General features: G+C 45.1%; 39 protein-coding genes and 2 pseudogenes. 36 read left to right on the top strand and 5 right to left on the bottom strand.

What is annotated here, in order from left to right:
- Positions 1-17: 17 nt before the first annotated feature.
- Entirely contained in the window at positions 18-746 is a 729-nt protein-coding gene (kdpC, locus tag JO375_RS22230; protein ID WP_229526903.1) for a potassium-transporting ATPase subunit KdpC, read from the top strand.
- Positions 747-834: 88 nt separating this feature from the next.
- Here kdpC and JO375_RS22225 read toward each other — a convergent pair whose 3' ends face one another.
- The gene (locus JO375_RS22225) at positions 835-2,154 is read right to left on the bottom strand and encodes an Nramp family divalent metal transporter (RefSeq protein ID WP_229526502.1); all 1,320 of its coding nucleotides are present in this window, start codon (positions 2,152-2,154) and stop codon (positions 835-837) included.
- A gap of 328 nt (positions 2,155-2,482) precedes the next feature.
- Here JO375_RS22225 and JO375_RS22220 point away from each other — a divergent pair, with 328 nt between their 5' ends.
- Complete coding sequence (locus JO375_RS22220; RefSeq protein ID WP_229526501.1) at positions 2,483-2,758, top strand: hypothetical protein; 276 nt, start codon at positions 2,483-2,485, stop codon at positions 2,756-2,758.
- 121 nt (positions 2,759-2,879) lie between these two features.
- A complete protein-coding gene (locus tag JO375_RS22215; protein ID WP_229526500.1) occupies positions 2,880-3,299 on the top strand; it encodes a thiol-disulfide oxidoreductase DCC family protein in 420 nt (139 codons plus the stop codon).
- A gap of 11 nt (positions 3,300-3,310) precedes the next feature.
- On the opposite strand, the gene JO375_RS22210 is transcribed toward JO375_RS22215, so the two are convergent.
- Positions 3,311-4,102 (bottom strand): DUF3153 domain-containing protein, encoded by a 792-nt coding sequence (locus JO375_RS22210; RefSeq protein WP_229526499.1) that lies wholly within the window; start codon positions 4,100-4,102, stop codon positions 3,311-3,313.
- Between the two features lie 238 nt (positions 4,103-4,340).
- Here JO375_RS22210 and JO375_RS24665 point away from each other — a divergent pair, with 238 nt between their 5' ends.
- Positions 4,341-4,472, top strand: a complete 132-nt coding sequence (locus JO375_RS24665; protein WP_267497801.1) for a hypothetical protein — start codon at positions 4,341-4,343, stop codon at positions 4,470-4,472.
- Positions 4,473-4,701: 229 nt separating this feature from the next.
- A complete protein-coding gene (locus JO375_RS22205; RefSeq protein ID WP_229526498.1) occupies positions 4,702-7,053 on the top strand; it encodes a histidine kinase in 2,352 nt (783 codons plus the stop codon).
- 165 nt (positions 7,054-7,218) lie between these two features.
- On the opposite strand, the gene JO375_RS22200 is transcribed toward JO375_RS22205, so the two are convergent.
- On the bottom strand, positions 7,219-7,410 hold the full coding sequence (locus JO375_RS22200) for a hypothetical protein (RefSeq protein ID WP_229526497.1): 192 nt from the start codon (positions 7,408-7,410) through the stop codon (positions 7,219-7,221).
- 130 nt (positions 7,411-7,540) lie between these two features.
- Between JO375_RS22200 and JO375_RS22195 the strand changes: the two genes are divergently transcribed.
- Positions 7,541-8,722, top strand: coding sequence for an AAA family ATPase (locus tag JO375_RS22195; RefSeq protein ID WP_229526496.1), 1,182 nt, complete (start codon positions 7,541-7,543; stop codon positions 8,720-8,722).
- A 5-nt stretch (positions 8,723-8,727) separates the two neighbouring features.
- A pseudogene (locus JO375_RS22190) lies at positions 8,728-9,612 on the top strand (CpaF family protein); the annotation flags it as partial.
- A gap of 18 nt (positions 9,613-9,630) precedes the next feature.
- On the opposite strand, the gene JO375_RS22185 reads toward JO375_RS22190, so the two are convergent.
- The gene (locus JO375_RS22185) at positions 9,631-11,172 is read right to left on the bottom strand and encodes a recombinase family protein (RefSeq protein ID WP_229526495.1); all 1,542 of its coding nucleotides are present in this window, start codon (positions 11,170-11,172) and stop codon (positions 9,631-9,633) included.
- An 11-nt stretch (positions 11,173-11,183) separates the two neighbouring features.
- Positions 11,184-12,071: a LexA family protein gene (locus JO375_RS22180; RefSeq protein WP_229526494.1), complete on the bottom strand. Its 888-nt coding sequence runs from the start codon at positions 12,069-12,071 to the stop codon at positions 11,184-11,186.
- A gap of 223 nt (positions 12,072-12,294) precedes the next feature.
- Here JO375_RS22180 and JO375_RS22175 point away from each other — a divergent pair, with 223 nt between their 5' ends.
- The 29 genes and pseudogenes from JO375_RS22175 to JO375_RS22035 all read left to right on the top strand — a co-directional run bounded on the left by JO375_RS22175 (position 12,295) and on the right by JO375_RS22035 (position 24,775).
- The gene (locus tag JO375_RS22175; protein ID WP_229526493.1) at positions 12,295-12,561 is read left to right on the top strand and encodes an XRE family transcriptional regulator; all 267 of its coding nucleotides are present in this window, start codon (positions 12,295-12,297) and stop codon (positions 12,559-12,561) included.
- A gap of 11 nt (positions 12,562-12,572) precedes the next feature.
- The gene (locus tag JO375_RS22170; RefSeq protein WP_229526492.1) at positions 12,573-12,722 is read left to right on the top strand and encodes a hypothetical protein; all 150 of its coding nucleotides are present in this window, start codon (positions 12,573-12,575) and stop codon (positions 12,720-12,722) included.
- The gene (locus JO375_RS22165; protein ID WP_229526491.1) at positions 12,719-13,465 is read left to right on the top strand and encodes a phage antirepressor KilAC domain-containing protein; all 747 of its coding nucleotides are present in this window, start codon (positions 12,719-12,721) and stop codon (positions 13,463-13,465) included. Before JO375_RS22170 ends, JO375_RS22165 begins: the two co-directional genes overlap by 4 nt.
- A 2-nt stretch (positions 13,466-13,467) precedes the next feature.
- Positions 13,468-13,749, top strand: a complete 282-nt coding sequence (locus tag JO375_RS22160) for a hypothetical protein (RefSeq protein WP_229526490.1) — start codon at positions 13,468-13,470, stop codon at positions 13,747-13,749.
- A gap of 134 nt (positions 13,750-13,883) precedes the next feature.
- Positions 13,884-14,072, top strand: coding sequence for a hypothetical protein (locus JO375_RS22155; protein ID WP_229526489.1), 189 nt, complete (start codon positions 13,884-13,886; stop codon positions 14,070-14,072).
- A 1-nt stretch (position 14,073) separates the two neighbouring features.
- Positions 14,074-14,238: a hypothetical protein gene (locus JO375_RS22150; RefSeq protein ID WP_229526488.1), complete on the top strand. Its 165-nt coding sequence runs from the start codon at positions 14,074-14,076 to the stop codon at positions 14,236-14,238.
- A gap of 143 nt (positions 14,239-14,381) precedes the next feature.
- Complete coding sequence (locus tag JO375_RS22145) at positions 14,382-14,600, top strand: hypothetical protein (protein ID WP_229526487.1); 219 nt, start codon at positions 14,382-14,384, stop codon at positions 14,598-14,600.
- A 51-nt stretch (positions 14,601-14,651) separates the two neighbouring features.
- On the top strand, positions 14,652-15,251 hold the full coding sequence (locus tag JO375_RS22140; RefSeq protein WP_229526486.1) for an ERF family protein: 600 nt from the start codon (positions 14,652-14,654) through the stop codon (positions 15,249-15,251).
- Between the two features lies 1 nt (position 15,252).
- Positions 15,253-15,681, top strand: coding sequence for a single-stranded DNA-binding protein (locus tag JO375_RS22135; RefSeq protein ID WP_229526485.1), 429 nt, complete (start codon positions 15,253-15,255; stop codon positions 15,679-15,681).
- Positions 15,682-15,694: 13 nt separating this feature from the next.
- The gene (locus tag JO375_RS22130; protein WP_229526484.1) at positions 15,695-15,976 is read left to right on the top strand and encodes a hypothetical protein; all 282 of its coding nucleotides are present in this window, start codon (positions 15,695-15,697) and stop codon (positions 15,974-15,976) included.
- A 2-nt stretch (positions 15,977-15,978) separates the two neighbouring features.
- Entirely contained in the window at positions 15,979-16,305 is a 327-nt protein-coding gene (locus tag JO375_RS22125; protein ID WP_229526483.1) for a hypothetical protein, read from the top strand.
- Positions 16,306-16,317: 12 nt separating this feature from the next.
- On the top strand, positions 16,318-16,656 hold the full coding sequence (locus tag JO375_RS22120; protein WP_229526482.1) for a hypothetical protein: 339 nt from the start codon (positions 16,318-16,320) through the stop codon (positions 16,654-16,656).
- Positions 16,657-16,667: 11 nt separating this feature from the next.
- Positions 16,668-17,474 carry a DUF4373 domain-containing protein gene (locus JO375_RS22115; RefSeq protein WP_229526481.1) on the top strand — a complete coding sequence of 269 codons (807 nt, stop codon included), beginning with the start codon at positions 16,668-16,670 and terminating at the stop codon, positions 17,472-17,474.
- Positions 17,431-18,156, top strand: a complete 726-nt coding sequence (locus JO375_RS22110) for an ATP-binding protein (protein ID WP_229526480.1) — start codon at positions 17,431-17,433, stop codon at positions 18,154-18,156. The genes JO375_RS22115 and JO375_RS22110 overlap by 44 nt, the downstream gene beginning before the upstream one ends.
- 17 nt (positions 18,157-18,173) lie before the next feature.
- Positions 18,174-18,632: a hypothetical protein gene (locus JO375_RS22105; RefSeq protein WP_229526479.1), complete on the top strand. Its 459-nt coding sequence runs from the start codon at positions 18,174-18,176 to the stop codon at positions 18,630-18,632.
- Positions 18,633-18,648: 16 nt separating this feature from the next.
- Positions 18,649-19,071 (top strand): BC1872 family protein, encoded by a 423-nt coding sequence (locus tag JO375_RS22100; RefSeq protein ID WP_229526478.1) that lies wholly within the window; start codon positions 18,649-18,651, stop codon positions 19,069-19,071.
- Positions 19,068-19,226: a hypothetical protein gene (locus JO375_RS22095; RefSeq protein WP_229526477.1), complete on the top strand. Its 159-nt coding sequence runs from the start codon at positions 19,068-19,070 to the stop codon at positions 19,224-19,226. Before JO375_RS22100 ends, JO375_RS22095 begins: the two co-directional genes overlap by 4 nt.
- Before the next feature lie 34 nt (positions 19,227-19,260).
- On the top strand, positions 19,261-19,452 hold the full coding sequence (locus tag JO375_RS22090; RefSeq protein WP_229526476.1) for a hypothetical protein: 192 nt from the start codon (positions 19,261-19,263) through the stop codon (positions 19,450-19,452).
- A gap of 3 nt (positions 19,453-19,455) precedes the next feature.
- Complete coding sequence (locus JO375_RS22085) at positions 19,456-19,692, top strand: hypothetical protein (protein ID WP_229526475.1); 237 nt, start codon at positions 19,456-19,458, stop codon at positions 19,690-19,692.
- 59 nt (positions 19,693-19,751) lie between these two features.
- Entirely contained in the window at positions 19,752-20,180 is a 429-nt protein-coding gene (locus tag JO375_RS22080) for a YopX family protein (RefSeq protein ID WP_229526474.1), read from the top strand.
- 100 nt (positions 20,181-20,280) lie between these two features.
- Positions 20,281-20,448, top strand: a complete 168-nt coding sequence (locus JO375_RS22075) for a hypothetical protein (protein ID WP_229526473.1) — start codon at positions 20,281-20,283, stop codon at positions 20,446-20,448.
- The gene (locus JO375_RS22070; RefSeq protein WP_103046793.1) at positions 20,408-20,656 is read left to right on the top strand and encodes a hypothetical protein; all 249 of its coding nucleotides are present in this window, start codon (positions 20,408-20,410) and stop codon (positions 20,654-20,656) included. Before JO375_RS22075 ends, JO375_RS22070 begins: the two co-directional genes overlap by 41 nt.
- Before the next feature lie 9 nt (positions 20,657-20,665).
- Positions 20,666-21,181 (top strand): crossover junction endodeoxyribonuclease RuvC, encoded by a 516-nt coding sequence (locus JO375_RS22065; RefSeq protein WP_229526902.1) that lies wholly within the window; start codon positions 20,666-20,668, stop codon positions 21,179-21,181.
- 69 nt (positions 21,182-21,250) lie between these two features.
- Positions 21,251-21,466: a hypothetical protein gene (locus JO375_RS22060; RefSeq protein ID WP_229526472.1), complete on the top strand. Its 216-nt coding sequence runs from the start codon at positions 21,251-21,253 to the stop codon at positions 21,464-21,466.
- Positions 21,467-21,786: 320 nt separating this feature from the next.
- Positions 21,787-22,308, top strand: coding sequence for a hypothetical protein (locus tag JO375_RS22055; protein WP_229526471.1), 522 nt, complete (start codon positions 21,787-21,789; stop codon positions 22,306-22,308).
- A gap of 33 nt (positions 22,309-22,341) precedes the next feature.
- A complete protein-coding gene (locus tag JO375_RS22050) occupies positions 22,342-22,782 on the top strand; it encodes an HNH endonuclease signature motif containing protein (protein ID WP_229526470.1) in 441 nt (146 codons plus the stop codon).
- A gap of 49 nt (positions 22,783-22,831) precedes the next feature.
- A pseudogene (locus JO375_RS25180) lies at positions 22,832-23,245 on the top strand (DNA cytosine methyltransferase); the annotation flags it as partial.
- A gap of 447 nt (positions 23,246-23,692) precedes the next feature.
- Entirely contained in the window at positions 23,693-23,950 is a 258-nt protein-coding gene (locus JO375_RS22040; protein WP_229526931.1) for a hypothetical protein, read from the top strand.
- Between the two features lie 12 nt (positions 23,951-23,962).
- Positions 23,963-24,775 carry a DNA adenine methylase gene (locus tag JO375_RS22035; protein WP_229526469.1) on the top strand — a complete coding sequence of 271 codons (813 nt, stop codon included), beginning with the start codon at positions 23,963-23,965 and terminating at the stop codon, positions 24,773-24,775.
- The last annotated feature ends 33 nt before the right edge of the window (positions 24,776-24,808 follow it).

The following is a 24,808-nucleotide window of genomic DNA, read 5'->3' as shown; positions in this document are numbered from 1 at the left end:
CGGAAAGGGTGAGTCATATGAGTAGCTTTTATCGAATGATGTCTGGGCGCAAATATGCTGCACACGAAAAAGCCGGCTCTGCCGGACGAGACAATAATCAGCTTGCAAAGCCGGAGACTGAGGCGGGGGGACAACCGGAGATACAGGAGATGCGAGGAAGCGCGGTCATTGCAGTTGCCCTGCGAACCTCGGTGCTGATGATCCTCTTGTGCGGCTTGGCTTACCCGCTGGTCAGCACAGGAGTCGCACAGGTATTGTTCCCGCAGCAGGCGGACGGCAGTATGCTGCGGGATACGAAGGGACAGGTGATTGGCTCTGAGCTGATCGGGCAATCCTTCACGAATCCGGCGCTATTCCAGGGCCGGGTATCGAGCGTTGACTATAACGGGGCTGGTTCAGGCTCAAGCAACTATGCCCCGTCGAATCCGGCCTTGATACAGCGGATTCAGGATTCCATTGCGGTTTGGCAGAAGCAGAATCCGGATGTGCCGATTAGTCAGGTTCCGGTGGACCTGATTACAAACTCCGGCTCAGGTCTAGACCCGCATATCTCGCCACAGGCAGCTCAGGTGCAAATCCCGCGTATAAGCCGCCTGACGGGCATCCCGCAGGATCAGCTGAAAGCAATGGTGGAGGCGCTAACCGAGGGTCGCAGTGGCGGAGTATTCGGAGAACCGCGTGTGAACGTGCTCAAGCTGAACCTCGCGCTTGAAGCGGAGCTGGAGGCAGCGCCTGCCAAGCGTTGAGTATAGAATGTAAAAAAAGGTATCCCGCCGCCGCTTTTTTGGCTAAAGGGATACCTTTTTTTGGTATAAGGGGTTGTCGATCGGATGCTTAACCTGAAATCGTCTGAATAATAAGGATCACATTCAAGACAATAATGATAGCTGTCACGATCCAGGTTAATACTTTTTGCCACATTTTGTTGGCGAATTCACCCATGTGCTTTGGATCACTTGTAAAGAGCAATAGTGGGATGATGGCAAAGGGCAGCTGGATGGACAAAATGACCTGACTCAGTACAAGCAGCTCTTCCGCTCCTTTTTCACCGGCGATCGCAGTGACGATTACCGCTGGAATGATAGCAATGAGCCGGGTCACCAGGCGGCGCAGCCAAGGTGAGAGACGAAGGTTGAGAAAGCCTTCCATAACGATCTGTCCAGCTAACGTACCCGTTACGGTCGAATTCTGACCCGAGGCAAGTAATGCCACGCCGAATAGAATGCTTGCGAGTGTGGTTCCCAGCAGAGGCGACAGCAGATAGTAGGCGTCGCTGATTTCTGCCACATCTGTTCTACCGGCGCTATGGAACACCGCTGCTGCCACGATCAAAATGGCAGCATTAATACATAGAGCAAACATAAGCGCGATACTGGAATCCCAGGTTGCAAATTTGATAGCTTCTCGTTTACCTGCTGAAGTCTGCTCAAATTTGCGAGTTTGTACAATGGATGAATGCAGATACAGGTTGTGGGGCATTACGGTAGCGCCCATAATACCGATAGCGATATACAGCATGCTTGGGTTGGTCAAAATTTGTGAATCAGGCACAAATCCGCCGAACACACCGCTCCATGATGGCTGTCCCAATATGAGATTGATGCCAAAGCACCCTGCAATCGTCGCCATTAGCACAATGACCAATGTTTCCAAAGCCCGAAAACCTTTGTTTTGCAGCAATAAAATGAGCATGACATCAAATGCAGTAATGATAACACCATACAGCAGTGGTAGACCGAACAACAGCTTCAGTGCAATGGCTGAACCGATGACTTCGGCCAAATCCATGGCTGCAATGGCAATTTCGCATAAAAACCACAAGCCGACTGCGACGGGACGACTATAGGCATCGCGGCACATTTGTGCCAAATCTTTACCTGTGGCAATGCCAAGCTTGCCGGATAAGGCTTGCAACAGGATAGCCATCAGGTTAGAGACCAGAATGACACTAAGTAGTGTGTAGCCAAATTTCGATCCACCTGCTATGTCTGTGGCCCAGTTGCCTGGGTCCATATAGCCGACAGCAATCATATAACCGGGTCCGGCAAAGGCAAGAAACTTCCGAAACCAGGTGCCATCCTTAGGGACACTCAAGGAGCGCTTCGCTTCCGACAGTGAAGCGATTTCCGCCAAGTTGCCCTTTATACTTTTCATACGCTCCACCTTCTTTATTCATGATGAAATATAGTATTAGTAACATGACAATTGCACTATCTCCATTGTACACACACAATAGTTTTTGTCTAGTGCAACTTTTGTGCGGTTAAGCAAATTCATCATATTTTTAAAGTAATTTTGATTAAAATGATTCATTTTGTGCAGTTTGTTTAAAGTACATACGAGAAGGAAAGCATAATTGATATGACGATAGATTCCTGCGAAATACCGACCATTTGACATCATCGCCAAAATTCATTAAGATTGCTTAGGTGATTTTTCTGGTCATCAGGTACGGAACAAATTTGAAAATACGGGTGATATGATGTCTTACAGACCGAATATTGTTAATTTCACGCTGGCTGGCAGCAACGAAAAAGAAGGACTATATGAATTTAAAATGAGTTTGGCTGATGGAACGGAATGCCGCGTTTTTTCTCAACGTAAACCGGAGTGGACTTTGACGAATATTAGTCGACTGCTAACGACGCCTTGCCCGGTATGCCATAAGGATTTTATCTGCAAGTGCATGGATCAGTTTGAGGGAGAGATTGCAGAGCAGATTCATGCCAAACAGTTGTATGAGAAGGCATTGAGCTAGTTTTCGAACGGTTCAAAGTCTATACATTTTTAAACAAGCGTCGAATGATTTCGGCGTTTTTTTGTTATATGTATATGGTTGATTGTATTTGTATAGTTGATCTTATGGAGGTGAATGCATTATGAAGCAGTCTGAGCATTTGGATCATTCGATTGTGCTCGTAGATGGGGTATGCCATTTTTGTCAGGGTGCGGTCCGCTTCATTATCAAGCGTGATCCCGAGGGAATATTCCACTTTGGGTCCCTGCAATCAGAGGAAGGACAAAGGCTTTTGCGTACAGGAGGATTATCAGCAAATCAGCTGGATACATTCGTCCTGATTGAAGACGGCACGTATTATACCAGGTCAACTGCGGCCTTGCGGATAGCCAGATGTCTTCGTTTTCCGTACCCGCTGGTTTATGTTTTCGTCCTGGTTCCCTGCGTTGTGCGTGATGCTGCCTATAACTGGGTGGCACGTAACCGGTACCGCTGGTTTGGAAAAGATGAAGAGGATCAATGTGAGATCCCCCCACCAGAGATTCGGCAACGATTTTTTTAGCTGCTAAGGATTTAAGATGCAGAGGGATCGGGCTTCCTTTTAGAGTGATGTCTGCGGATCAGCCATATTATAATGGCTGCTATCAGTATCAAGCCTGCAATAGCTACATACAAGATATGTCGTAAATTTGGTACGTTGATGGATAATTTTAGCTCATTGGATTCCAAGGGGGCGATATCCCAACGCAGTGTTTTTCCGTCTTGGGATACACTGTCCGCATTGCTGGCTGCCGGCTCAATGGGCAGGGACAGGCTAAAGTTAAGATCAAGCTGCCGCTCCAGTAATTTACGCGCGAACACATTCATATTCTTAAATTTGTCACTCAGTCCCCTGGCTTCTTCAGGAAGCATCTGTGGCAGATCCAGGTTCATCGTAAGATCATAATTCGTAGTAAAAAAATGTTGGGTCACAACGCGTTTGATTTTTAATCCCTCAGGCAGATTGAATCCTTGATTGGGATTTTTTCCGTTGGTGCTCCAATCTCCTTGATAATGCCCCTTGATGTGATACCCCTTTCTGCCTTGCTCAGCTAGCGGCTGCACGTCCACATTGTTGCTTTGAATACGCTTGGCTAATTGATCCAGCAGCCCCGGATTGTCCAACATCACCAGCGTCTGATTATTCACACTGAACGATGCATCCATATCGATACTCCGGTCGAGATGAACAACGACATGAATATCCCCCCGAGCACAGGAGGTAAGGGTAGACAGGCAGAACAGCAGCGCAAAAACGCGCAGGAATGGCTGAATACGATGCTGCCGATGTTGGTCCCAACCAAGGTTGTTTCCTGTTTGTTTCATGATTTGCACCTTCTTTAATATACATACTTTTATTTGACGTTTGGATATCTTCTATATATTACATATTCAGAGGACAAAAATCGAATGATATGACAGAAAGAAAAAGATTATATTTTATCAAGAAAGTTTTAATATATAAAATTTGGTTAATAGCATAAAAAAAGTGTTTATGCATCGATGCTAAGCAGGGAACCGGGAGAGAGGCTGGACCCAAAAAAAGGCTACAGCGACGATCGGCATGATCTATGTTATTGTCGGCAAGGTCGGCGGTGATCATGTGGAGGTTATGGGGATTATGAAATCAGGTAACGCGGAAGCCTGCCTCTCAGAATTGCGCAAACAAGGCTTAGTAGCGGGGATTAGCCTGTGAGGATCGCAAGTGATTCATAGGAAACAATTATAATAAGATCCCGCAAAAAACGTGCTGATGAGCAAATAGTGTCTGGATTCACGCTTTTTTGCAAGTATACTGGCTTGGGCCGCCTTTTTCGTGGCAAGCCGCGGGTTCAACTTGAATTGTCTGCAACACGGGAGTACATTCATTAAAACCAGAATTGCATGGACGAAAATGAGCTGTTGTGTGGCGGGGAGGAATAAAATTGGAGAGCTTCAAGCGTAAATCACCCGAGGAAATACTGGATTCCATTCATAAACTGCACCGGGGCAGGCTTAAAATTTATATTGGTGCGGTCAGCGGTTCGGGCAAAACGTACCATATGCTTCAGGAAGGCCAATCGCTTCAGCAGGAAGGCATAGATGTAGTGATTTGTGCGGTCTCGACCATGCAGCGCCGTGAAACTGTGGAACAGGTCGGCACGTTGGAGCGAGTGCCCAGTATTCATTGGATGCAGGATGGTGTGAAGCAAAAAGATTTGAATGTGGAAGCTTTGGTGAAACGCAATCCCGAAGTGGTACTGGTAGACCATTTGGCCCACCGTAACCGGGCGGGAGCTCCATTTTCAACCAGGCTGGAGGATATTCAATATTTGCTGGAGCTGGGGATTAGCGTCATTACGACGGTCAATGTCTATGAACTCGAGGGGATTACGGAGTGGGTGTACCAGCTGACAGGGATTGAAGCGGCATCTACAGTTCCGGTCGATACACTGGAGCTGGCGGATGAAATCCGTCTGATTGATGTCACACCAGAGACGATTTTAGAGCGAATGGCGAAAGGGTATATGCATGCGCCCAATCCTGAAATGTTTCACCGGGGAAATCTGGGGAAACTGCGGGAGCTGGCGCTTCGATTGGTGGCAGAGGATGTGAACGACTCACTGGAGCGGCACCGGGAGGAATTAGGTCTGTACGGGGCGTCAGGAGTCGCAGAACGGATTTTGGTGCCTGTCCAATATCATTGGAACGGATCTATTTATGTTCGCAGAGGGGAGCAGGTCGCCAAGCGGTTGGGTGGAGATATGCTGGTGGTCTCCTTTGTCAGTCCAAAGCATAGGCTGTCCAAGGAATCAGCAGCCTTCAAGCGCTCCATTGAGCAGCTGGCTGACAAGATCGGATCAACATTTGAAGAAATTCCTCACTTTTCCCGCAGAAAGTTGCCTCGTCAGCTTATTCATTATGCAGTAGCACATAATGTTACCCGGATTGTCATGGGACATTCTCGCCAGACCCGATGGGAGGAGCTGATTAGAGGATCGCTGGTGAACGGAATTCTGAAACGGATGAGAAACATGGACCTGCTGCTGATTGCGGATCGAGCCGAACAGGAAGGGGAGCGGATTTTGCCAACGATGAGACAGGAGGAAGGAGATAATGATCCGTATCACCGCTTGACCGATGAGGAGACACAGGCTGAGGTGGCCAAAATCCGGCGCGGCAAGCTCAAGGTGTACATTGGCGCGGCTCCAGGGGTCGGCAAAACATACACGATGCTGAGAGAAGGCAATGACTTGCTAGAGAGTGGGATTGATATTGTGATCGGGCTGCTGGAAACGCATGGGAGAGCAGAAACGCAGGCACAAGTGGGCGCTCTGGAAATGATTCCTCGCCAGCCTATTGAGCGGCATGGTGTTCATTTGGAAGAAATGGACACCGAGGCCATTCTCAGGCGCAATCCCGAGGTGGTGCTCATTGATGAGCTGGCACATACCAACGTTCCCGGCAGTCTGAGATCCAAACGCTATGAGGACGTATTAACTATTCTGGATCAGGGCATTTCTGTCGTATCTACGATGAATGTACAGCACCTGGAGAGCTTGAATGACGCGGTAGAGCAAATTACCGGCATCCGGGTGAGAGAGACTGTCCCCGATCATATGATACGTCTGGCCGATGAGGTGCAGCTTGTGGATGTGGCTCCCAAATCGCTACAGCAGCGCATGCGTGATGGCAAAATATACGATCCTGCCAAGGTAGAGCAGGCACTTAGCCACTTCTTTAAATTTGGTAATCTGATTGCGCTGCGTGAGTTGGCTCTAAGGGAATTGGCAGATGATGTGGATGAACGGCTGGAATCGTGGGATCGTCACGATTCGCTGCGGGGACCGTGGCGAAGGGAAGAGGTAATCTTCGTAGGCGTGACGCTGAGTGAAAATGCTGAACGGCTGATTCGTCGTGGCTTCCGTATCTCTTTTCGGCTGAAGGCCGTGTGGATTGTAACTTATGTTCATGTCGGAGAAAGCATACCCGAAAGGCTGACTCCGCGTCTGGAACAGCTGAAAATGTTGACCCACCGTCTGGGAGGAACCTTCAAAGTTCGGGTGGTTTCCAGCCGGAACCAAATTGCCGATATTTTGATAGCCCCGGTGGAAGGTTATACGGGAACGCAGCTAATTGTGGGACAGTCTTCGCGAAGTAAATGCTGGGGCAAGGTTGCAATCGTACCGAAAATACTCCGTCAAGCGCGTCATATGGATGTACTGATCGTAGCGGACTACGATCCGGATATCAATTTGGAATGGGATGGGTGTATTGCTCAATTCATCCTTGAATAGTCATATGATGGTTTCCGGTTGTTCAAAGCTTCCATAGTATATTCTATCTCAAAGAAATGGAGGCGAATTCGAATATGTTTAAACATCATTGTCATTTTCGTAGACCCAAAAAACGTATCTTCAAAAAGATTATTAAGGTGACTGTCATTAAGTTCAGACCTAGAGTCAAACATGATCATTTTTTTCATGAAGACTTTTTTGTAAAAAAATGTCACCATCATCGGAAACATCGTCATCACCGCCATCATCACCACAAGTTCTTCTAAAATAAAGCCAGCAGAGGCGGGAAGTAATATCCCCGCCTTTTTCTTCTAAAAAGAAAATGGAATCATATTTGCATAAAAAATACTTGCTCAAAAATAAGTGCTATGCTATTCTACCAATAAATAGTATGCACGTGACGGAAGCACCGTTCACCACCGTATGTATGTATGTATGTACGGATGGATGAATGGTGCTTTTTTGCGTTGTTGTGTTGAAAAGGAGGATGAGCGCCGTAATTCCGGTAAAAGTGGTATTGGCTGTAGAAAATCGGGAATATATTGAGCCATTGTTGAATTATGTGCACGGAAGCGAGTATGCCAGAAGGCTGAGGATAACAGCATTTTCACAGCCGGAAGCATTTCGTCAATACATGATGGAAATGAACGGGATGAAAAGACCGGATGTTGTGGTGGGTGAAGCGGCTTTTTTAAGTCTGTGGACAGATCGGCAAGCTGCGGATATACCCTGCTTGGTACTGTACGAGGGGGAAGAAGTGGGTGAATATGGACAGCCTTTATTGAAATATCAGCCTTTATCCGAACTGGCAGGTTTCATTTTGGAAACAGCAAGGCAGTGGTCATGCAGCCGGCAAAGTATGAACAGCCGGCAAGCCGGAATCATCATTGGCATGGTGGCAGCTTGCGGTGGACTGGGCAAGACAACAGTTGCGCTCAATATGTCCAAGCAACTCGGGAATGAAGGATACTCGGTATTTTATTTGAATCTGGAAACGGTAGATTCAAGCTCGCTGTTCACAGGTTCAGGCAGCTCTAACGGTACAAAAGGAGAAGGGCTGTCCAGGCTGCTTTATGATCTCAAGGCGGTGAAGGGTGAGGGGCTTCCCTTATCTGTGGCTTCCTATTGTGTGCATTGCCCTGAAATTCAGGCCAATACTTTTTTGCTAGTTGATAACCGCAAGGAACTAATAGATATGACCTGTGACGAAGCAGTGGAGCTGATTCAGACGATTGCCAAAAGCGGACAGTATGATGTAGTGATCGTAGACAGTGCATCTGAGATCGGTGGCAGGGCTCAAGCAGTGCTTGAAGCTAGTCATAAGCTGATCTGGCTGCTGTCCGACGATGTGATGAGCATGCGTAAGTGCGGCCTGTGGCTGGATGTTCTGGAGGTAACGCAGCCAGAGGAATTTGAGGCCATGCTGGCCAAAACGAGCTTTGTGGTGAATCGTTATACAGGAGCTATGATCAACTCATTACCGCGAGACTTCATGGAGCTAAACGGAGCGCTGCCGTATATTCCTGCATGGAAACAGGTTCTGCACCATGAGTTGCTGCTTAGTTCACCGATTTATCAGCGGGAAATCCGTCATTTATGTCGTAAGCTGCTGAATGAGAGTATCACACAGCCGTCCGCCTCCTGGCCTTTAAGGGGGCAAAGGGGCTGATGAATATAAATGAGGAAAGGTTTAAGGCACTACGAGCGGATATCCGCGGCGGGCTGGACGTGACGTCCTCGGTAGGGGATACGGAGTTGGTCCGGCATATCGAAAATCGAATTTTACACGATGTAGAGCTGGCGGGCTTAACTTCCCGAGAGAAGCATACACTCGTCCGTAAAATTTACAATTCGTTCCGCGGGCTGGATGTGCTTCAGCCATTGATTGATGATCCGACAGTTACAGAAATTATGATCAACAGTCACCGGGAGATTTTTGTAGAACGGGCAGGTGAGGTGATTCGGGTACCCGACCAATTCGAATCCCAGGAGCGGCTGGAGGATCTGATTCAGATAATTGTGGCCGGGGTGAATCGAATTGTGAATGAAGCTTCACCCATTGTAGATGCTCGTTTAAGGGATGGATCACGCGTAAATATTGTGTTGCCGCCAGTCGCCCTCAAGGGACCAACCATGACAATACGCAAGTTTCCCGAACGCCCTATGACGATGGATGACTTGATACGATTAGGTGTGCTGGATGGGGAAACCGCCGCAATGCTTAAGGACTTGGTATGCAGCAAGTACAACATTTTTATAAGCGGAGGAACAGGGTCTGGTAAAACAACTTTTCTGAATGCATTATCCCAGTTTATCCCGTCATCCGAACGGATTATTACCATTGAAGATTCGGCAGAGCTGCAAATTGTGACCGTTCCTAACCTGGTTTCCATGGAAACACGAAACGCGAACACCGAGGGCAAAGGAGAAATTACGATTCGTGATCTGATTCGCTCCTCCTTGCGTATGCGACCCAACCGGATTGTAGTAGGTGAGGTCAGGGGGAGTGAGGCGTTGGAAATGCTGCAGGCAATGAATACAGGGCATGATGGATCTCTATACAATATATAATGGTAGTCAATTGAACAGAACTTCGCCCAAACTAGCATCGAAGAATCTGTTTTTAACACCTTTCACATTTGTTTCGTCAGTCATCAATTCGATTTTATTGAAGATTGTATAAATCAACTCTTTTTTTTCAGCATCGTTTGAAATATCCCATATTCGATCAAGTTCCAGTAGATCTTTTATTTTAGGTACTTTGGAATTTTCGTGAACATGACTGCCCAAAGTTTGTCTTATTTTTGCTTCAGCATCATCTTCTTCTTGTATACGTTTGCGCACTTGTTCTTTGGAGATTAAACCTTCAACGAACATAAACTGCCATCTTTCACGTCGTTCAGCTATTCTCTTCAATTCGTTTTTGACGGAATTAATTTCTTCATTTTTGCTTCCTGCGTCTTTCTCAAATTCTGACGTAAATTTATTGATTGTTTCATTATCTATTTTGATAGATTTAATATACTCTTTCATCAAATGTTCAACATGTACCTGTCTAAAAGTAGGCATATCACAACTCTTATTTGCATGCTTGTTAGAGCAAATATAGTAAGGAGTGCGTTTAATTTCTCCACTTGTCTTCTGGCGCTTATTTGACAACCTGCCAAACATAGCGGCTCCGCATCTACCACAACGTAGTACACCAGAAAACCAGTATGTCTGTATGCGACTAAAACCCCCGTTGGTTCTACGCTTCATATACTCTTTTGTCTCTTCATATTCCAGACGTGTAAAGATAACAGGATGATCACCGTCACCGTACAAACACTTTACTCTGTCGTCTCTCCCATGGTTAACATACCCTCCGCCTGGGAGTTTAGAACCCAATCTTAGTATTCCCGCGTAAAAAGGATTTTCCAACGTGTAGGCAACTGTCGCAGCCGTCCAAAGCTGTCCTCTGCGAAGTTTACCTTCTCGATTAAGCCTCATTGCGACAGATTTGAATCCCAAACCGCTCATATATAATTTACGGGCGTAGCGTATTATTTCCGCCTCTTCTTCTATAGGCTCACTATCTTGTGTATATCCATAGGGAAGAATTCCACCAGGCCGCTTGCCTTCAGCTATCATCTGCTCAATACCAAAGCGTACGCGCTCGGAAATGGTGCCTCGTTCCCACTCAGCCAAAGCAGCCACTATGGTTATAAATAATTTCCCCATAGCATTTGTTGTATCAAAAACCTCGGTTGCTGACTTGAATTTCACGTCGTATTTTTCGAATTTTTTCAAAAGTTTGTGTAAATCACCAACTGATCGCGTTAATCTATCTAATTTATAGACCAATACAACATCGAATTTTTGTTCTTCCATGTCTTTTAACATGCGTTCCATTTCTGGCCTATTCAAGTCTTTCGCTGATTTACCCTCATCAACATAAAAGTCATGTATTTCCCAATCTTGAGAATCGGCAAAACTGGTCAACCTGGATCGCTGTCCATCTAAACTGAATCCTTCTTCTGCTTGCATGTTGGTTGATACCCTTATATATATTGCGACTCTAATTTTAAATCGACCGTCGTCATGTACTTGTATTGCTTTTTTGAAAGGTAATACTGACATTATAACACTCCTTATTTAGGCCAAAATTTTACCTCAACTACTTTGCCGATGATTTTAACTTTATCTGCCGGGACTAAACTTGGCTGCATCGTTGGGTTAGAAGGGATTAACAAACACACATCCCCCTCACGTCGTACTCTTTTCAAAGTTACGTCATTATCGTTCACAGTAACTACAGCTATTTCATGAGGGGACACTTCGTCTTGTTTAGCGACTATAACCAAATCACCAGAATAGATCCTGTCACCCGTCATGCTGTCGCCTTGGACTTCTAATGCAAATCCATCTTTCCCCCGCAAAATGTATGGGTCGATAAGAGTATAATTCTCAACATTTTCAATTCTGTCTATTGGCGTACCAGCGGCTATCTTGCCAAGCACAGGGACGCGAAGCATAGTTCCAGAGTCAAAGGGTATTATATTGGCTTTTAATTCAGGATTCACTTCGTTAATATCCTTCAAATACTTATCAAATGATTTATTCTGGTTCATTGCATCTTCAATGAACACCTTTAAAACTTCTAACTTTTCTTCAAAACTCATTAATTTAATTAATTCTGAGATTGGAATATTGCTTATTTCAAATGTGGTATTTTCTGATTCGTCTAAACATTCCTTCAGATAGTCTTGGTCAAGAATTATCTTGTTGTTGACCAAAAATCCATCAAGAAACGAATTTACACTTTCCATATTGTCGAATACTTTTTTAATTTTCTCTGGTGCTCTATCCAAGTATGCCGCCATCAATAATTGTTCTTTATCGCCACCAGTAACTTCTGCAATAGCTATGTTAATTTCTTCAGATGCTGGATTCTTGGTCTTGTTGTTTTTAAGCATAGATATGTAAGAACGTTCGATTTTCACACCTTTTTCATTGATCATTTTGGCTATATCTGCCATGGTTAGACCACTTTCTTCAATGTACTTGCTTAACAATTCTGAATACCGCACCATTACACCGCCTCATCATTATTTGATACTAATATTACCACGTTGTTGATTAAATATTCAACGATTTTTTTATTTGTAGAGTAAATATTTATTGACACTAACCATGATCGGATTTATGATTTGTTTATCAAGACGTAAATGATTATTTACGAATGAGCAAGGAGGTGAAGATATGTCTTATTCAACAATGTTAAAGAGTGCAATAAAAAACGCTGATTTGTCACTTGCTCAGATTTGTCGCCGTGTGAATAGATTTGGTTTTAAGCTCGATCCAGCAATTTTGAGCAAGATGCAGAATGGGAAGCATCCACCTGCAAAAGACGAACTCAATATCATTTTGGCTCAAGTACTCGGCATAGACGCTGGAGAATTAAGAGTGGCTGCGATAAAACAAGTCTTACCTAAGGAACTCATTGAATTAATCCAAAGAGTAAGTTAAGGGGGTTGCATATGCCAGAAGAAATTAAGGTCCCTGTTGGTAAACCGGCTGGTATGTCTGATAAGGCGTGGATAAGATTGCACCAAGTCGTCGCGAAAATTTACGTCAATCATTCGGACGAAATCGTGACGAAGATGAATAGGAAGGAGGCTGCTGTATGACTCAATTAGTAACTATCCATGGTGTTAGAGGATTCACCGACGAAAACGGAACAGTGCAATTGAATTTAGAAGATACTGCTCGTGGTCTCGGATTTGTAAGAACAGCCGGGAGTGGGAACACAGTAGTTCGTTGGGAACGAGTAAATAACTATTTATCTGAGTTCGGGTTCATGCCCACAAGTGGGCACGCAGGTTTTATACCTGAAAACATCTTTTACCGTTTGGCGATGAAAGCGAAGAACGATGTTGCAGAAGCATTCCAAACCAAGGTAGCAGACGAAATACTTCCATCAATCCGGCGCACTGGGATGTATGCCACAGCAGAATTACTTGATAACCCGGACTTGTTGATTGAAGCTGCTACACGGCTAAAGAAAGAACGCGAGGAACGTTTAAAACTCCAAGCTAAGATCGAGCAGGACAAGCCTAAGGTAGTATTTGCAGAAGCGTTGGAGGTTTCAAAGGATTCTATTCTTGTCGCTGACTTAGCCAAGTTGCTCAAGCAAAACGGATTTGATGTCGGCGAAATTAGGTTATTTGAATGGCTGCGGCAAAATGGATACCTGATTAAATCCGGCAGCGAACGCAACATGCCAACTCAACGGTCGATGGATCTCAAGATCATGGAAATCAAAATGGGGCAGAGAATGAGTTCCAGTGAAGGTTCCAAGATCACACGGACAACCAAAATTACGGGTAAAGGTCAAATTTACTTTATCAATAAATTCAAGGAGGGTGCTTGAACATGGAGCTGAGCAAACAGGAAAGTGAACTTATCCAATTTGTTCGTACGCTGGACTTTGATGACATGCTGAACGTACTGGACGGTATTAAAGCTGTAGCAGAAGACTTGTCTACTAAATCCGTGGTGCATGCATCTAAAGGTAATAATTGTGCTGCACAAGGATTTAAAAGCCAAGCCGAAAACATGGACAAGCTGAAACAGTTGCTTGGAGATGCAAATGAAGAATACCGTAAGGAAATCAATATGGTATTGGATGATGTCTCTATTAAGAAAGGAGAATGAAGAATGCTATTTTCAGGCTTCCAAGCCGGCAAACGTATAAATGGTGAGTTGTATGTAATGCGGAATGGAGTATGGTTGCGATTGTCCATGATGGCAAGGTTGCAGGCTGAATCTATCAAAGGGAGTTGATAGGTATGTGGTGGCGCCGTAAGAAGCCTGTTATGGCTAAGAACTTAACTGGTTTGAGCGTATTAACGGACGAGCATTTAGAATGTTTGGCCGAGTCTTACTTACAGCAAGAATTTGGCGACATTAAGCTTAAAGAACAAATACCATTTTCTGTATATTTAGAAGTTCAGAGAAAGATTAAGTGGGAGGTTTGACATGGTGATCAAATGCGGATGCAGCGCAGAAGCCAAGTATTTGGTCTATGAGCATGAAGAACCACACTGTATGGAATGCATGCTGGACGCCGTTGAGTGTAAAAATCAGGTGCTTGTGAGGGTGATAGACGATGCATATGCAAACTCGTTGCAAAGGAAGCAATAACTACTCCGATCTACAGGCCTTATTGCAAGTTGGTGGACAAACCATCGAGAAAGAAAACGGAAATGTGATGTTTATATTCAGCAGTGACGTTGCTTATCGGGAATACCGCCGTATTCGGCGTGAACAAAGGGAGGGAATGAAGCGTGAAAACGCAGTTAGAACAAGCTATCCAAACGCTGGAGGAACTTCAATCTGAAACTGAAATCCGTGGTAAGTCGCTCAATAACATAGTAGAGCCTTTGCTAATCTTTAGGGATGGAAAGCTGCAATATGTGCTTGAAGCTTTATATGACGTGCGAAATGGCTTAGAAAGCAAAACGACTCTGGCGGCAACCGGAGTCGAAAATAAAACCGCTTATTAATAACAATTTACGGAAACAATATCACACTTTTAGGAGGTTGTAAAGATGCGAATGAGTGAAAGCATCGCAAATATAGTGACAGCTCTGGCGAAATTTCAGAAACAAGTAAAGCAACCCAAAAAAGATAGCGACAATCCTTTTTTTAATAGCAAGTACGTTCCGCTGGAGGGTGTAGTGGCTGTAATCACTGAGCCTCTAGCAGACAATGGTCTTTCATATGTACAACCAGTTTCAACAGATGAAACAAACGTTGTGATTAAAACAGTGTTGTTTCATGAGTCCGGCGAATTTATTGAGTCCGACCCGCTTAAATTACCAGGGTTTCAAGTTAAGAAGAACGGAGATAAAGACTTCAATTCTCAAGGGATCGGAGCTGCTATAACGTACGGACGCCGCTACAGCCTTACAGCATTGTTGGGGATTGCCTCCGAGGATGACGACGACGGTAATACAGGATCGGTTGACCCCAAAAACGGCACAACAAACAAAACAAAGACTGATGCCGGGGCCATTACACCAAGCATTAAAGCTAAATATGAACTTATTCACGGCGATTTGAAAGGCATTGAAGCTTTTGTCGCGCAGCATCCCAAAGATGCAGATACAGTGTTGACCAAAATGATGCAGGACAAGAACAAGGGAGGAAATTAAGTTGCTGAACCGTGTGATTTTGATAGGCCGTTTAACCAAGGACCCTGAGCTTAGATATACCCCGAACGGAATTGCTACAACGACTTTCACCCTGGCTGTAGACCGTCCATTTACGAGTCAAGGCGGTGAACGTGAGACGGACTTCTTACCTATTGTGACCTGGCGGCAGCTTGCAGAGACGTGCGCCAACTATCTTAAAAAGGGTCGGCTGACCGCCGTAGAGGGCCGTGTACAGGTGCGTAACTACGAGAACAACGAAGGCAAGCGTGTCTATGTAACTGAGGTTGTAGCGGACAATGTGCGTTTCCTGGAGTCCAATCGCAGTCAAGGGGACCCGAACGAACCTGACCATCGCCCTCGATATGATGGAGATCCATTTGCGGACGACGGAAAGCCAATTGATATTGACGATGATGATTTACCTTTCTAGGAGGGCATGCAAAATGAATTTATCTATAATTGGTGGGCAACTTCAATACCCAAGATTAAAAAGTAGTCTGGACCAAAAAGAGTACGATATCGGGAAGGCGTTCATTTGGATGGATATGCTTAAAAGTCGGCATCGTCCTACTAAATGGCTTAAGCCAAATAGGAGAGGTACCAAAGTTGACTTTGAATTCATTGCTACGAATGAAGGTTTACAGGTGGCGCAAGATGAATTTGAGGTATTCCTGGAGCAGATTAATCGAAAACATGGTACAGACTTTGAATTGACGAGGGCTTAATTATGGAAATAGTCAATGTAACACAGGAATTGTATGCCGCCTCGAAACGACTCGGAAAGTCAGCGGATGCGCTATTCGGTTTGGGCCGTGATAAGGCAGAGACAGAGCGTGTATATCGTGCAGAGTTAGCAAAAGAAATGTTTAAGCTGCGCCAGGATAAAGTTCCTGTGACACTTATACCAGATATGGCTAAGGGGAACGTATCAAAGCTGCTGTTTGAACGGGACTTGGCAGAGACGCAGTTTCAAGCTGGCATTAAAGCGGCAGATGCTATCAAGGTTCAAGTTTCGGCATTACAGAGCATCCTCAAGTTGCAGACGGATATATAGGAGGCGTGCAGCATGATACAGTTCGGATTTAATCCAGCTCCTAAGCCATCATATCGACGCCGTAAGCCTACTACTAAGATGCGCGGACGGATCAGTAGCGAGGTATATAACAAGGCCATGGTGCGCTCAGGCGGTCGCTGTGAACGTTGTGGGAGTGTTGAGGGTTTGCAATGCGCTCACCTTATACGGCGTTGGAAGATAGACGGAGAAACGACAGTAAACGATGTAGCTATGTTGTGTGGCCCCAGCGTAAACAGTGGGACGTGTCATAACTGGATAGATTATACGGCAGCCGGCCGGGAATGGGCGGCGGAGTTCCGACAGCAATTATACGATCAGGACAAAGAATAGCGGGTGGTGAAATGAAAGAGGCATATTACTTCTCACATGATAGCAACGCTCGGAATGACAAAAAAATACTAGACATGCTGAGTGTTTACGGTGCTGAAGGATACGGATGGTACTGGATGCTAGTCGAGATGATGCGTGATGATAGTGACTACAAATTAGATATGCAATCAAAGTACTCTTTTAATGCATTTGCATTGCAATTGTATGCAGATAGTACGAAAATACAGAGCTTTATTATGGATTGTATAAACGAGTTTGGTCTTTTTGAAAGTGATGGGGCGTTTTTTTGGAGTAACTCACTATTAAGACGGATGGAAAAGAAGAAAAAAATCAGCGAATCAAGGTCAAATGCAGCTAATAAACGCTGGAATAATGCAAATGCATCAAAAACAGATGCAGGTGCAATGCAAAATGATGCAAAGGAAAGTAAAGGAAAGGAAAGTAAAAGAAATAAAAAAGAAAGTAAAAAAGATATTAAAAAGAACCAATACGCTGAATTCGTAAATCTATCTCAGGAGGAATATGACAAACTCATTTCCTTCTATGGAGAGGATAAAACAAAACAAATGATTGAAATCTTGGACAACTACAAAGGGGCAAACAATAAAAAATACGCTAGCGATTATCGAGCTATTTTAAACTGGGTTGTCAAAAGAGTAGAAGAGGAGGAGCGGAGACATGGAGGAAGTTCCGGGCTTCCAAAGTACCAAGGGGATTCTAAAAAAGGATATGGCGGATCGGATCGAAAAATTACGCGCTATGACCAAACATCGAATGTCCGAGAATTCAGTGACGAAGAACTCGCAGGACTCATATAAATGCCAGCATTGCAAAGACACTGGAGACATATGGGTTGATACATGGACTCTTCGGGAGTGCACTTATTGCAATGTTAAAAAGATTGAGGACATACAGCGCAAGGTTAAAGTGGCCCAAATAACTGATGAATTCAAAAATAAAACATTTGGATCGTTTGATGTATCAGACAGACCTGATGCAATCAAGGAAGCTAAGAGGATTGCACAGGCTTATGCAATCGCTTTTGAGGAGATTCGGGGAAATAAGAAGAACAGTATAGCCTTGATGGGGAATCCTGGTTCTGGCAAAACTCACTTACTTGCGGCGATAGCTAATAACCTTCTTGGCAAAGGTGTTGAGGTCTTTTACTTTCCGTGGGTTGAAGGGATCAAGGAACTAACAAATGCTAGTTTCGAGCAAAAGCAAGAAATCATCCATCGTATGCAGCAGTGCGAAGTTTTGTTCCTGGATGATCTATTCAAAGGCCGAGACAAACCGACAGAATTCCAGTTTGAAACGGCATGGGCAGTGCTGAACTATCGTTACTTGAACAACAAACCCATACTGGCTAGCACTGAACGCAGCATCTCGGACTTGTTGGATATTGATGAGGCAATGGGAAGCCGGATCGCCGAAGTTACAAAAGACTACAGAGCGGTTATAAACGGCAGCCGTGAAGATATGAATTATAGACTCCAATAAGAAGGGAAGAAGATAGGATGGAAAGGCTGATTACGACGATTAGATGCGTTTTCCGCCTATTCAAGCAGCCGCACAAAATTGGTGACACTTTTACGTTAAACAATACGAGTGAACCTATGCTTGTGATCGGCATTGAAAAATACGAATTATGGCACGATCAGATAATAATCTGGTATACATGCCAGCGACTTGACCGCGAAGCGCCTACCAAGATTCATACTCGTAAGCCTAGCAATTACGTTGTAGAACTCGAAATCAAAGGTAAATACGATGACGTTGAATTGAAAAGGTATGGTCTTGGCTCAACAATTTTGAATAGGGGTCAATATTACAAAATCCAAGAGTATACAGAGATAGCCCTTAAAGGAACTGATTTGGTTATATCGTTTTTGGCTAGACCTGTTTATCCGGTGAGTCAAAAAGAAGCTAAGGAAAAGCTGTTCGGAGAGCGCCGCAAAAAGCTGAAAATATTATAGGAAAAGGTGATCGGATATGAATCGTGATGAAGTAATAGCTAAATGGAATAGTATGCAACCGAGGGAACGGGATGCTTGGGTGGCAGAAGAAGTTATGGGACTGACGGTGGTTCGTGAAAAAAGACCTTATGGGAAAGTTTGGGTTAGAGCAGCGGACGAGCCGGGAGCGATGAATAACTTGCCTGTTTACTCTACCGGAATGGGAGCAACTTGGAAAGTGTTAGAACGTGTGAGAGGTAACGGTTACTCATTCACGCTTGGTGAAGTATCTGAAAAAAGCGGTTCTTTCATCCGAGGTGAAGCAAAATTAGGAGACAACATGTGTAATTTTCATATCGCAACTAAGGGCATTTTCACTCCTGCGTTTAGAGAAACTATGCCCGAAGCCATCTGTTTAGCAGCTCTAATAGCTACCCAAGGAGAGGGGATAGAGGAATGAAAAAGGAGATAGAAAAAATCATCGAAGACCTGAAGCAGGAACGGGAAGAGTACGGCGAAAGAATTGTGTCCTTATCCTATGCTTATGACAGCGCGCTAGAAAAGCTTTGTAATTTGGTTGGACAAGAGTTTGTTGCTTACGAAGATCGCTATTAATACAGCCCCTAAAGGGAAAGGAGAGGAATAAGGGATGATTAAAATATCAGGAAGAGCAACTGTACTCGTGGATTATGAAGTAGAACTGGATTTGACGGAAGATGAATTTTATGAACTTACCGAGAAAAAACAAAACGAACTCCTTGAATCGGCAATCGATTGGTGGGATGCATTACGGAATGGGCAAACAGATGAAATTGAAGTCGATGACATTGAGGAGGTCTAAACCATGTACAAGATAAAAGTTCATTTGAGAAATGGTAAAGAAATTGAAATCCGTGCTAGAAATTTTGAATTTGAACGGTCTAACGATGGTTCGAGATTGTCAGGATATAAGTTTGAAGGTATAACCTCACACGCTAAGTTTGGCTTTGATATAGCTGAAATTGTTGCATATGAAGCATGGGAAATGACTGTAGATAGTCCAGCTAATGAACAAAGGAAAGAGGTTGATAAGGTTGGATAAGAAGATACAAGAGATAAGAGAAGCACATGCACGTGCAGCTTTGAAAGGAGAGGATACAAGTGAGTAGACCATATAGAGTCTGGGACACAGAAAGTAAGTGCTTTTGGGAGAACATCAACGAGGCACATGTAGGATGTATCGGGCAGTTATTCATAGGTTTATCAGGAGAATTTGTATTAAGACAGAACGGTACGTTCATCCACGAAAGCATGTTTCCAGGTAGATTCATCCGTCAGGACTCCACCGGACTAAAAGACCGTAACGGTAAAGAGATATATGAGGGGGATATCGTAGAAGAACTTGATTATAGCGATGGGGCATATTTCCCGAAAGAAAGACAGCCTAAAAAAAGAACTGTCGTTGAATACGATATCGGATTTGTTTATGCGCGAGCCGCGTACAACTTGCGTGGAGGTATGGAGAATGGCCTATACAAGGGTGAGCTAATTGGGAATATCTATGAAACTCCATTGGAGGATACCCCATGAATCCAATAGACGACTATGACTACTTAGATAAGGACCTTGAAGGATCGCTTCGTATAGCTAGAGCAGAGTTGGAGTGGGAGAAAGCACAGGAGGCCGAGAATTGAACGTGAGACCGTTTGAAAGCATGACCAATTCTGAACTGGTTATTGCTGCTTATGACGAAACTAAAGATTATGACTATCGAATACTTGCGCATGAAGAAATCTACCGGAGGGCAGGTGTGGCGGATGGCAACGGACTACACAAACCGGATGGACGCAATTTTTGAGACTTGGGAATATCACCTGTATGAAAAGCTTGCTGGTGCTGACCGGATTGTTGCGCTTATTCAAAGCGAGGGATCAATGTTTGGTATTCCGCCAGAAGCACGAACGGATTATATAAAGCGGAAGTTAGTAGATATGATAGATCAGATAGCGGAAAAACGTGAAGCAAGTGACCTAGGCAAGCCGGGCCGAAAAAAGAAAATAGGATAGGTGAACAATATGACCAGATATGTAGGAATTGACCCAAGTACCAAAACGGGGGTATGCATCTTGGATGCAGATGGCAATGTACTGGATGCATTGGAAGTAACGGCAACCGGGAAAGATCCGGAACGTATGTCAGACATCATCACCGATGTTTGCGAGAACGTAGATTACGGCGATGTGGTAGTGATAGAGGGTTTTGGCTTTGCGTCACAATCTGGCTTCTTGCTCGGTGGGATCGGTTGGGGAATCAGACTGAATTTATACGAACGCAACATTAAATATCAGGAAGCAGCTCCTTCAGCGCTTAAAAAATTCGCATCAGGCAAGGGAAACACCAAGAAAGATGAATTGGCAGTAGAGATTTTTAAACGGTGGGGCTTCCAGCATGGTTCAGACAACGTCCGAGACGCGTTTGTTTTGGCCCAGATAGCCCGTTCATTGCGAGGTAATACCAATACAGCTAAATTCCAAGATGAAGTCATACAAGCCATTTTAAAGCCTCCAGTGAAAAAGAAGAAAAAAGCATAGGATACTGTTTTAACACAGGGTGAAAATATCAAATTAATTCATATAACAACGTATAAAGGAGTATTTGAAATGAGTGATAAAACGATGAAATATATCCCAGGCTATTATCCATATCGCATAGATGAAGATGGAAAAGTATATGCTCCACATACGAAAACAGGCTTACCGGTGCTTATAAAAGAACACAGTGGCAAAGTAAACGTCCGGCAAGAAGGGCGAGCAAAGAGGGTAAAAGTATCGGAATTATACCGTAGAGCCTTTAACAAGTTGCTTCCAGAAGATTAAATATATAGCCCCCAAGGGCAGAGAGGACATAACACACCTTTGGGGATAAGAAGGAGGGAACAGCCCTCCATAAGGAGGATACACCATGCAAGGACGGATACAGATGATAGCGGATCGAAAATTATGCCGCGGCTGTAATCGGATATATACGACTCGTGAGTTATGCCATCTGTGCAAAGAGAGGATGATGACTGCTGAAACGGATCATATATGTCGCGGGAGTAAATCGAAAACACCTTGCAGAGCAGGCCAGTAGCGTACCGTACTGGCTCCTGAGTGCGACCCTGTTACGGAAATATCCGTCTTGGCTTGAGCCGTATATGCGGAATAGAGCGGTGATATGGGACCCTGGAACGTTCACGGAGGATTGCATTAGCTACCAGGGATATCGGACGTACCTTGATCGGCATGCCAAGTCACGACATGTGTACATGCAGTATGACGAGATTGGTGATCCAGCGGCGACAGCATGGTATTTGCAGGATATGAGGCGCCGAGGATACAATCCGGTTCCCATCTTACAGCCTGGTGGAGATACGGGGCTGCTGCAAACCGAGAGATTGGTTTTTATCGGTGGAACTGTCCGAATGAACGAAGAGGAACGCATGCGTTATCTGGACGACCTTTTATGCGGCCCTGTCCGTGCCCGTGTGCATTTGCTAGGAATGATGCTACCTAAATGGTTTGCCCCGTACAACGCTGCTGTACAGGGAGACAATACAAGCTGGATTCCCCGGAGCGAGTGGAACCGCCGTAAGAGTGTGGCAGAGTGGATGCAGGAATACGGTAAGCAGTGGATACCACCCGAGCCAAGGCGTTCAGTGCAATTAACACTATTTTAGGAGGGAACAGCCCTCCATAAAGGGGATAGACATATGCCTGGATTAAGACAAGATGAACGAGTTTCAGAAATGTATAGAGACTACCTTTTTGGCATGAGTCTATCTGAGGTAGCCACTAAGTACGGAATAACGAGGCAATCGGTGTATAAATGTTTTTCGAGACGAGCATTGAAACTCAGAAAAAGACCTCAATCTAAAGATTATGTTGAATTCAACGGTAGTAGATATACAAAAGGTACATTGGGCTATTGGAGAAAAACAGTAGGTGATAGAAGTCTCTTGCATAGAGATGTATGGGTCTATCACAAAGGTGAAATACCGGATGGTTGGGATATACACCACATTGATGAAGACAAGGATAATAACGACATTTCCAATTTTGAATGTCTACCTAAAGCAGAGCATACAAGACAATATTCGCCCGGTCATAATCAGTATACGCCAAAGGAGTTGAGGAAACGTGCGAACGCTTGATCTGTTCGCGGGGATAGGGGGAATTACTCTTGCAGCCGAATGGGCAGGAATGACTCCAGCGGCGTTTTGCGAAATTGAACCATTCCCTCAAAAAGTTTTAAAGAAACATTGGCCTGACGTGCCTATTTTTGAAGATGTCAGAACACTAACAAAAGAAAAATTGATAGAGAAGGGAGTGATGTCCGATGACGATCCAGCCAGAACAATTGACCTTATTTCCGCTGGATATCCTTGACCATGCCAACCCTTTTCCCATGCCGGGAAACGAAGAGGCGAAGCGGATGACCGCCACCTCTGGCCGGAGGTTGCTCGACTACTATCGGAAGTCCGGCCCCATTGGTTCCTTGGTGAAAATGTTGCTGGGCACATCACTTTGGGGCTCGACGAGGTGCTTACTGACTTGGAAGGGCTCGGCTACACCGCGCAAACATTTGTTATTCCGGCTGCTGCCGTCTACGCCAGCCATAGAAGAGATCGAGTCTTCATTGTGGGCCACACCACAAGCGCGGGATTTTCGAAGTGGAGACAACCCGGCCGGGCCGAGAGCGCAGAGGAAGTTGGAACAGGGCTGGTCGCAGAATCTGAACGACCAGGTGAAGCTATGGCCAACTCCAAGGGCTGGGGACGGTCCGCACGGAGGGCCAAACAGCCGAGACAGCAAGGGGAACTATGCTCTATCGGGAGCTGTACATCATGCAAATCTATGGCCTACTCCAAAAGCGAGTCTGAGAGGGGATTGCCCATCGGAGTGGGAACGTCGGACACCAGATTTACATGCTGCTGTGAAAATGCGGCCAACACCGGCAGCACAGGACAGCAAGAATGCAACGCTGCCAGCATCTCAGATAGAACGGGATACAGTTCCGGGAGCGATTATGAGGGAGGGGTACACAGGCCAACTCAATCCGGAATGGGTAGAGGCTCTAATGAACTTCCCGGCTGGTTGGACGGAAGTGGAGTAAACCCGCTGAATGCCCTGAGTGATTTTATTAATTCATACGCTCAGCCGGCACTCATGGGTATGCAGCAATATGATTGGGAGCCGCCGAGGGTTGCTACAGGGATTAAAAACCGGACGGGAAGACTCAAGGCGCTGGGCAATGCAGTTAATCCACATCAGGTTTACCCAGTGTTGGCGGCTATAAAAGCAATAAATGACAGTCTATAAGGGGGATACACCATGCAAGGAGTACGAAGCCCATTAATCTGGTTTGGTGGTAAAAGCAAATATGCACAGCACATCATAAGCCGCTTCCCCAGTCATAGGAAGTATGTGGAACCCTTTGGCGGAGCAGCTCATGTAATTGCTCAAAAACCACGTATAACCCACGAGGTATACAACGATATAGACGGACTGGTTGTTAATTTCTTATTGGTGAACAGAACGGATCCTGAACGGCTTCGGCAAGCTTGTGAGTCGCTGCCATATAGTCGGCAGCTCTATGAACGGTGGAAACGTGAAGCGATGCCGGAGGATGAATTTGAAAGAGCTGTACGTTTCTTTTATCTAAATCGGTCAGCCATAGGCAAAGGGAATGCGGAAGAGGTTCCGCAAACAGGCTGGCGGCACAGTACAGTTTCTGGCCAAAGCCCGGCGAACGGATACCTTAGCGCCTGTAAACTACTGCCGGACTTCGCGGAGCGGATGAAAGGTGTGATGATCGAGCATACAGACTTTCGGACGATTATTGAGAAATATGATGATCCTCATACCCTGTTCTACGTGGATCCACCTTACGTGGGCAGGGAGAAATATTACGCAGGCAGCTTCACAGAGCGTGATCACCGTGACCTAGCGGACCTGCTGCACAATGTACGTGGAAAAGTCGTCTTGTCATACTACGACGATCAGCTTGTAAAAGAGCTTTACCCCGACTTCACTCGAGATCCATTTAACGCACATAAGCAAGTGGTAGGCGGCTCCGGTGCGGATATCGACACAGAGGAAATGCTTCTCATGAACTTTGACAATCGTCAATTAACCCTATTTTAAGGGGGATACACCCCCTACCACCTATACCAAAGG

Origin of the sequence: Paenibacillus farraposensis (assembly GCF_020736845.1) — a bacterium.
Taxonomy (GTDB): Bacteria; Bacillota; Bacilli; order Paenibacillales; family Paenibacillaceae; genus Paenibacillus; species Paenibacillus farraposensis.
The sequence above is the reverse complement of the archived record's forward strand: the minus strand, read 5'-3'. Positions and strand labels throughout refer to the sequence as shown.

Bases quoted from the DNA above. Each gene is read 5' to 3' on its own strand.
- JO375_RS22070 (WP_103046793.1), top strand. From the start codon at position 20,408: ATGGCAACGGACTACACAAACCGGATGGACGCAATTTTTGAGACTTGG.
- JO375_RS24665 (WP_267497801.1), top strand. From the start codon at position 4,341: ATGATCTATGTTATTGTCGGCAAGGTCGGCGGTGATCATGTGGAGGTT.
- JO375_RS22105 (WP_229526479.1), top strand. From the start codon at position 18,174: ATGGAAAGGCTGATTACGACGATTAGATGCGTTTTCCGCCTATTCAAG.
- JO375_RS22120 (WP_229526482.1), top strand. From the start codon at position 16,318: ATGATACAGTTCGGATTTAATCCAGCTCCTAAGCCATCATATCGACGC.
- JO375_RS22150 (WP_229526488.1), top strand. From the start codon at position 14,074: ATGGTGATCAAATGCGGATGCAGCGCAGAAGCCAAGTATTTGGTCTAT.
- JO375_RS22220 (WP_229526501.1), top strand. From the start codon at position 2,483: ATGTCTTACAGACCGAATATTGTTAATTTCACGCTGGCTGGCAGCAAC.
- JO375_RS22185 (WP_229526495.1), bottom strand. From the start codon at position 11,172: ATGTCAGTATTACCTTTCAAAAAAGCAATACAAGTACATGACGACGGT.
- JO375_RS22055 (WP_229526471.1), top strand. From the start codon at position 21,787: ATGCGGAATAGAGCGGTGATATGGGACCCTGGAACGTTCACGGAGGAT.
- JO375_RS22210 (WP_229526499.1), bottom strand. From the start codon at position 4,102: ATGAAACAAACAGGAAACAACCTTGGTTGGGACCAACATCGGCAGCAT.
- JO375_RS22180 (WP_229526494.1), bottom strand. From the start codon at position 12,071: ATGGCAGATATAGCCAAAATGATCAATGAAAAAGGTGTGAAAATCGAA.
- JO375_RS22115 (WP_229526481.1), top strand. From the start codon at position 16,668: ATGAAAGAGGCATATTACTTCTCACATGATAGCAACGCTCGGAATGAC.
- JO375_RS22100 (WP_229526478.1), top strand. From the start codon at position 18,649: ATGAATCGTGATGAAGTAATAGCTAAATGGAATAGTATGCAACCGAGG.
- JO375_RS22090 (WP_229526476.1), top strand. From the start codon at position 19,261: ATGATTAAAATATCAGGAAGAGCAACTGTACTCGTGGATTATGAAGTA.
- JO375_RS22060 (WP_229526472.1), top strand. From the start codon at position 21,251: ATGAGTGATAAAACGATGAAATATATCCCAGGCTATTATCCATATCGC.
- JO375_RS22195 (WP_229526496.1), top strand. From the start codon at position 7,541: ATGAGCGCCGTAATTCCGGTAAAAGTGGTATTGGCTGTAGAAAATCGG.
- JO375_RS22165 (WP_229526491.1), top strand. From the start codon at position 12,719: ATGACTCAATTAGTAACTATCCATGGTGTTAGAGGATTCACCGACGAA.
- JO375_RS22095 (WP_229526477.1), top strand. From the start codon at position 19,068: ATGAAAAAGGAGATAGAAAAAATCATCGAAGACCTGAAGCAGGAACGG.
- JO375_RS22160 (WP_229526490.1), top strand. From the start codon at position 13,468: ATGGAGCTGAGCAAACAGGAAAGTGAACTTATCCAATTTGTTCGTACG.
- JO375_RS22140 (WP_229526486.1), top strand. From the start codon at position 14,652: ATGAGTGAAAGCATCGCAAATATAGTGACAGCTCTGGCGAAATTTCAG.
- JO375_RS22110 (WP_229526480.1), top strand. From the start codon at position 17,431: ATGTCCGAGAATTCAGTGACGAAGAACTCGCAGGACTCATATAAATGC.
- JO375_RS22225 (WP_229526502.1), bottom strand. From the start codon at position 2,154: ATGAAAAGTATAAAGGGCAACTTGGCGGAAATCGCTTCACTGTCGGAA.
- JO375_RS22175 (WP_229526493.1), top strand. From the start codon at position 12,295: ATGTCTTATTCAACAATGTTAAAGAGTGCAATAAAAAACGCTGATTTG.
- JO375_RS22085 (WP_229526475.1), top strand. From the start codon at position 19,456: ATGTACAAGATAAAAGTTCATTTGAGAAATGGTAAAGAAATTGAAATC.
- JO375_RS22130 (WP_229526484.1), top strand. From the start codon at position 15,695: ATGAATTTATCTATAATTGGTGGGCAACTTCAATACCCAAGATTAAAA.
- JO375_RS22155 (WP_229526489.1), top strand. From the start codon at position 13,884: ATGTGGTGGCGCCGTAAGAAGCCTGTTATGGCTAAGAACTTAACTGGT.
- JO375_RS22125 (WP_229526483.1), top strand. From the start codon at position 15,979: ATGGAAATAGTCAATGTAACACAGGAATTGTATGCCGCCTCGAAACGA.
- JO375_RS22215 (WP_229526500.1), top strand. From the start codon at position 2,880: ATGAAGCAGTCTGAGCATTTGGATCATTCGATTGTGCTCGTAGATGGG.
- JO375_RS22050 (WP_229526470.1), top strand. From the start codon at position 22,342: ATGCCTGGATTAAGACAAGATGAACGAGTTTCAGAAATGTATAGAGAC.
- JO375_RS22065 (WP_229526902.1), top strand. From the start codon at position 20,666: ATGACCAGATATGTAGGAATTGACCCAAGTACCAAAACGGGGGTATGC.
- kdpC (WP_229526903.1), top strand. From the start codon at position 18: ATGAGTAGCTTTTATCGAATGATGTCTGGGCGCAAATATGCTGCACAC.
- JO375_RS22040 (WP_229526931.1), top strand. From the start codon at position 23,693: ATGGGTAGAGGCTCTAATGAACTTCCCGGCTGGTTGGACGGAAGTGGA.
- JO375_RS22035 (WP_229526469.1), top strand. From the start codon at position 23,963: ATGCAAGGAGTACGAAGCCCATTAATCTGGTTTGGTGGTAAAAGCAAA.
- JO375_RS22170 (WP_229526492.1), top strand. From the start codon at position 12,573: ATGCCAGAAGAAATTAAGGTCCCTGTTGGTAAACCGGCTGGTATGTCT.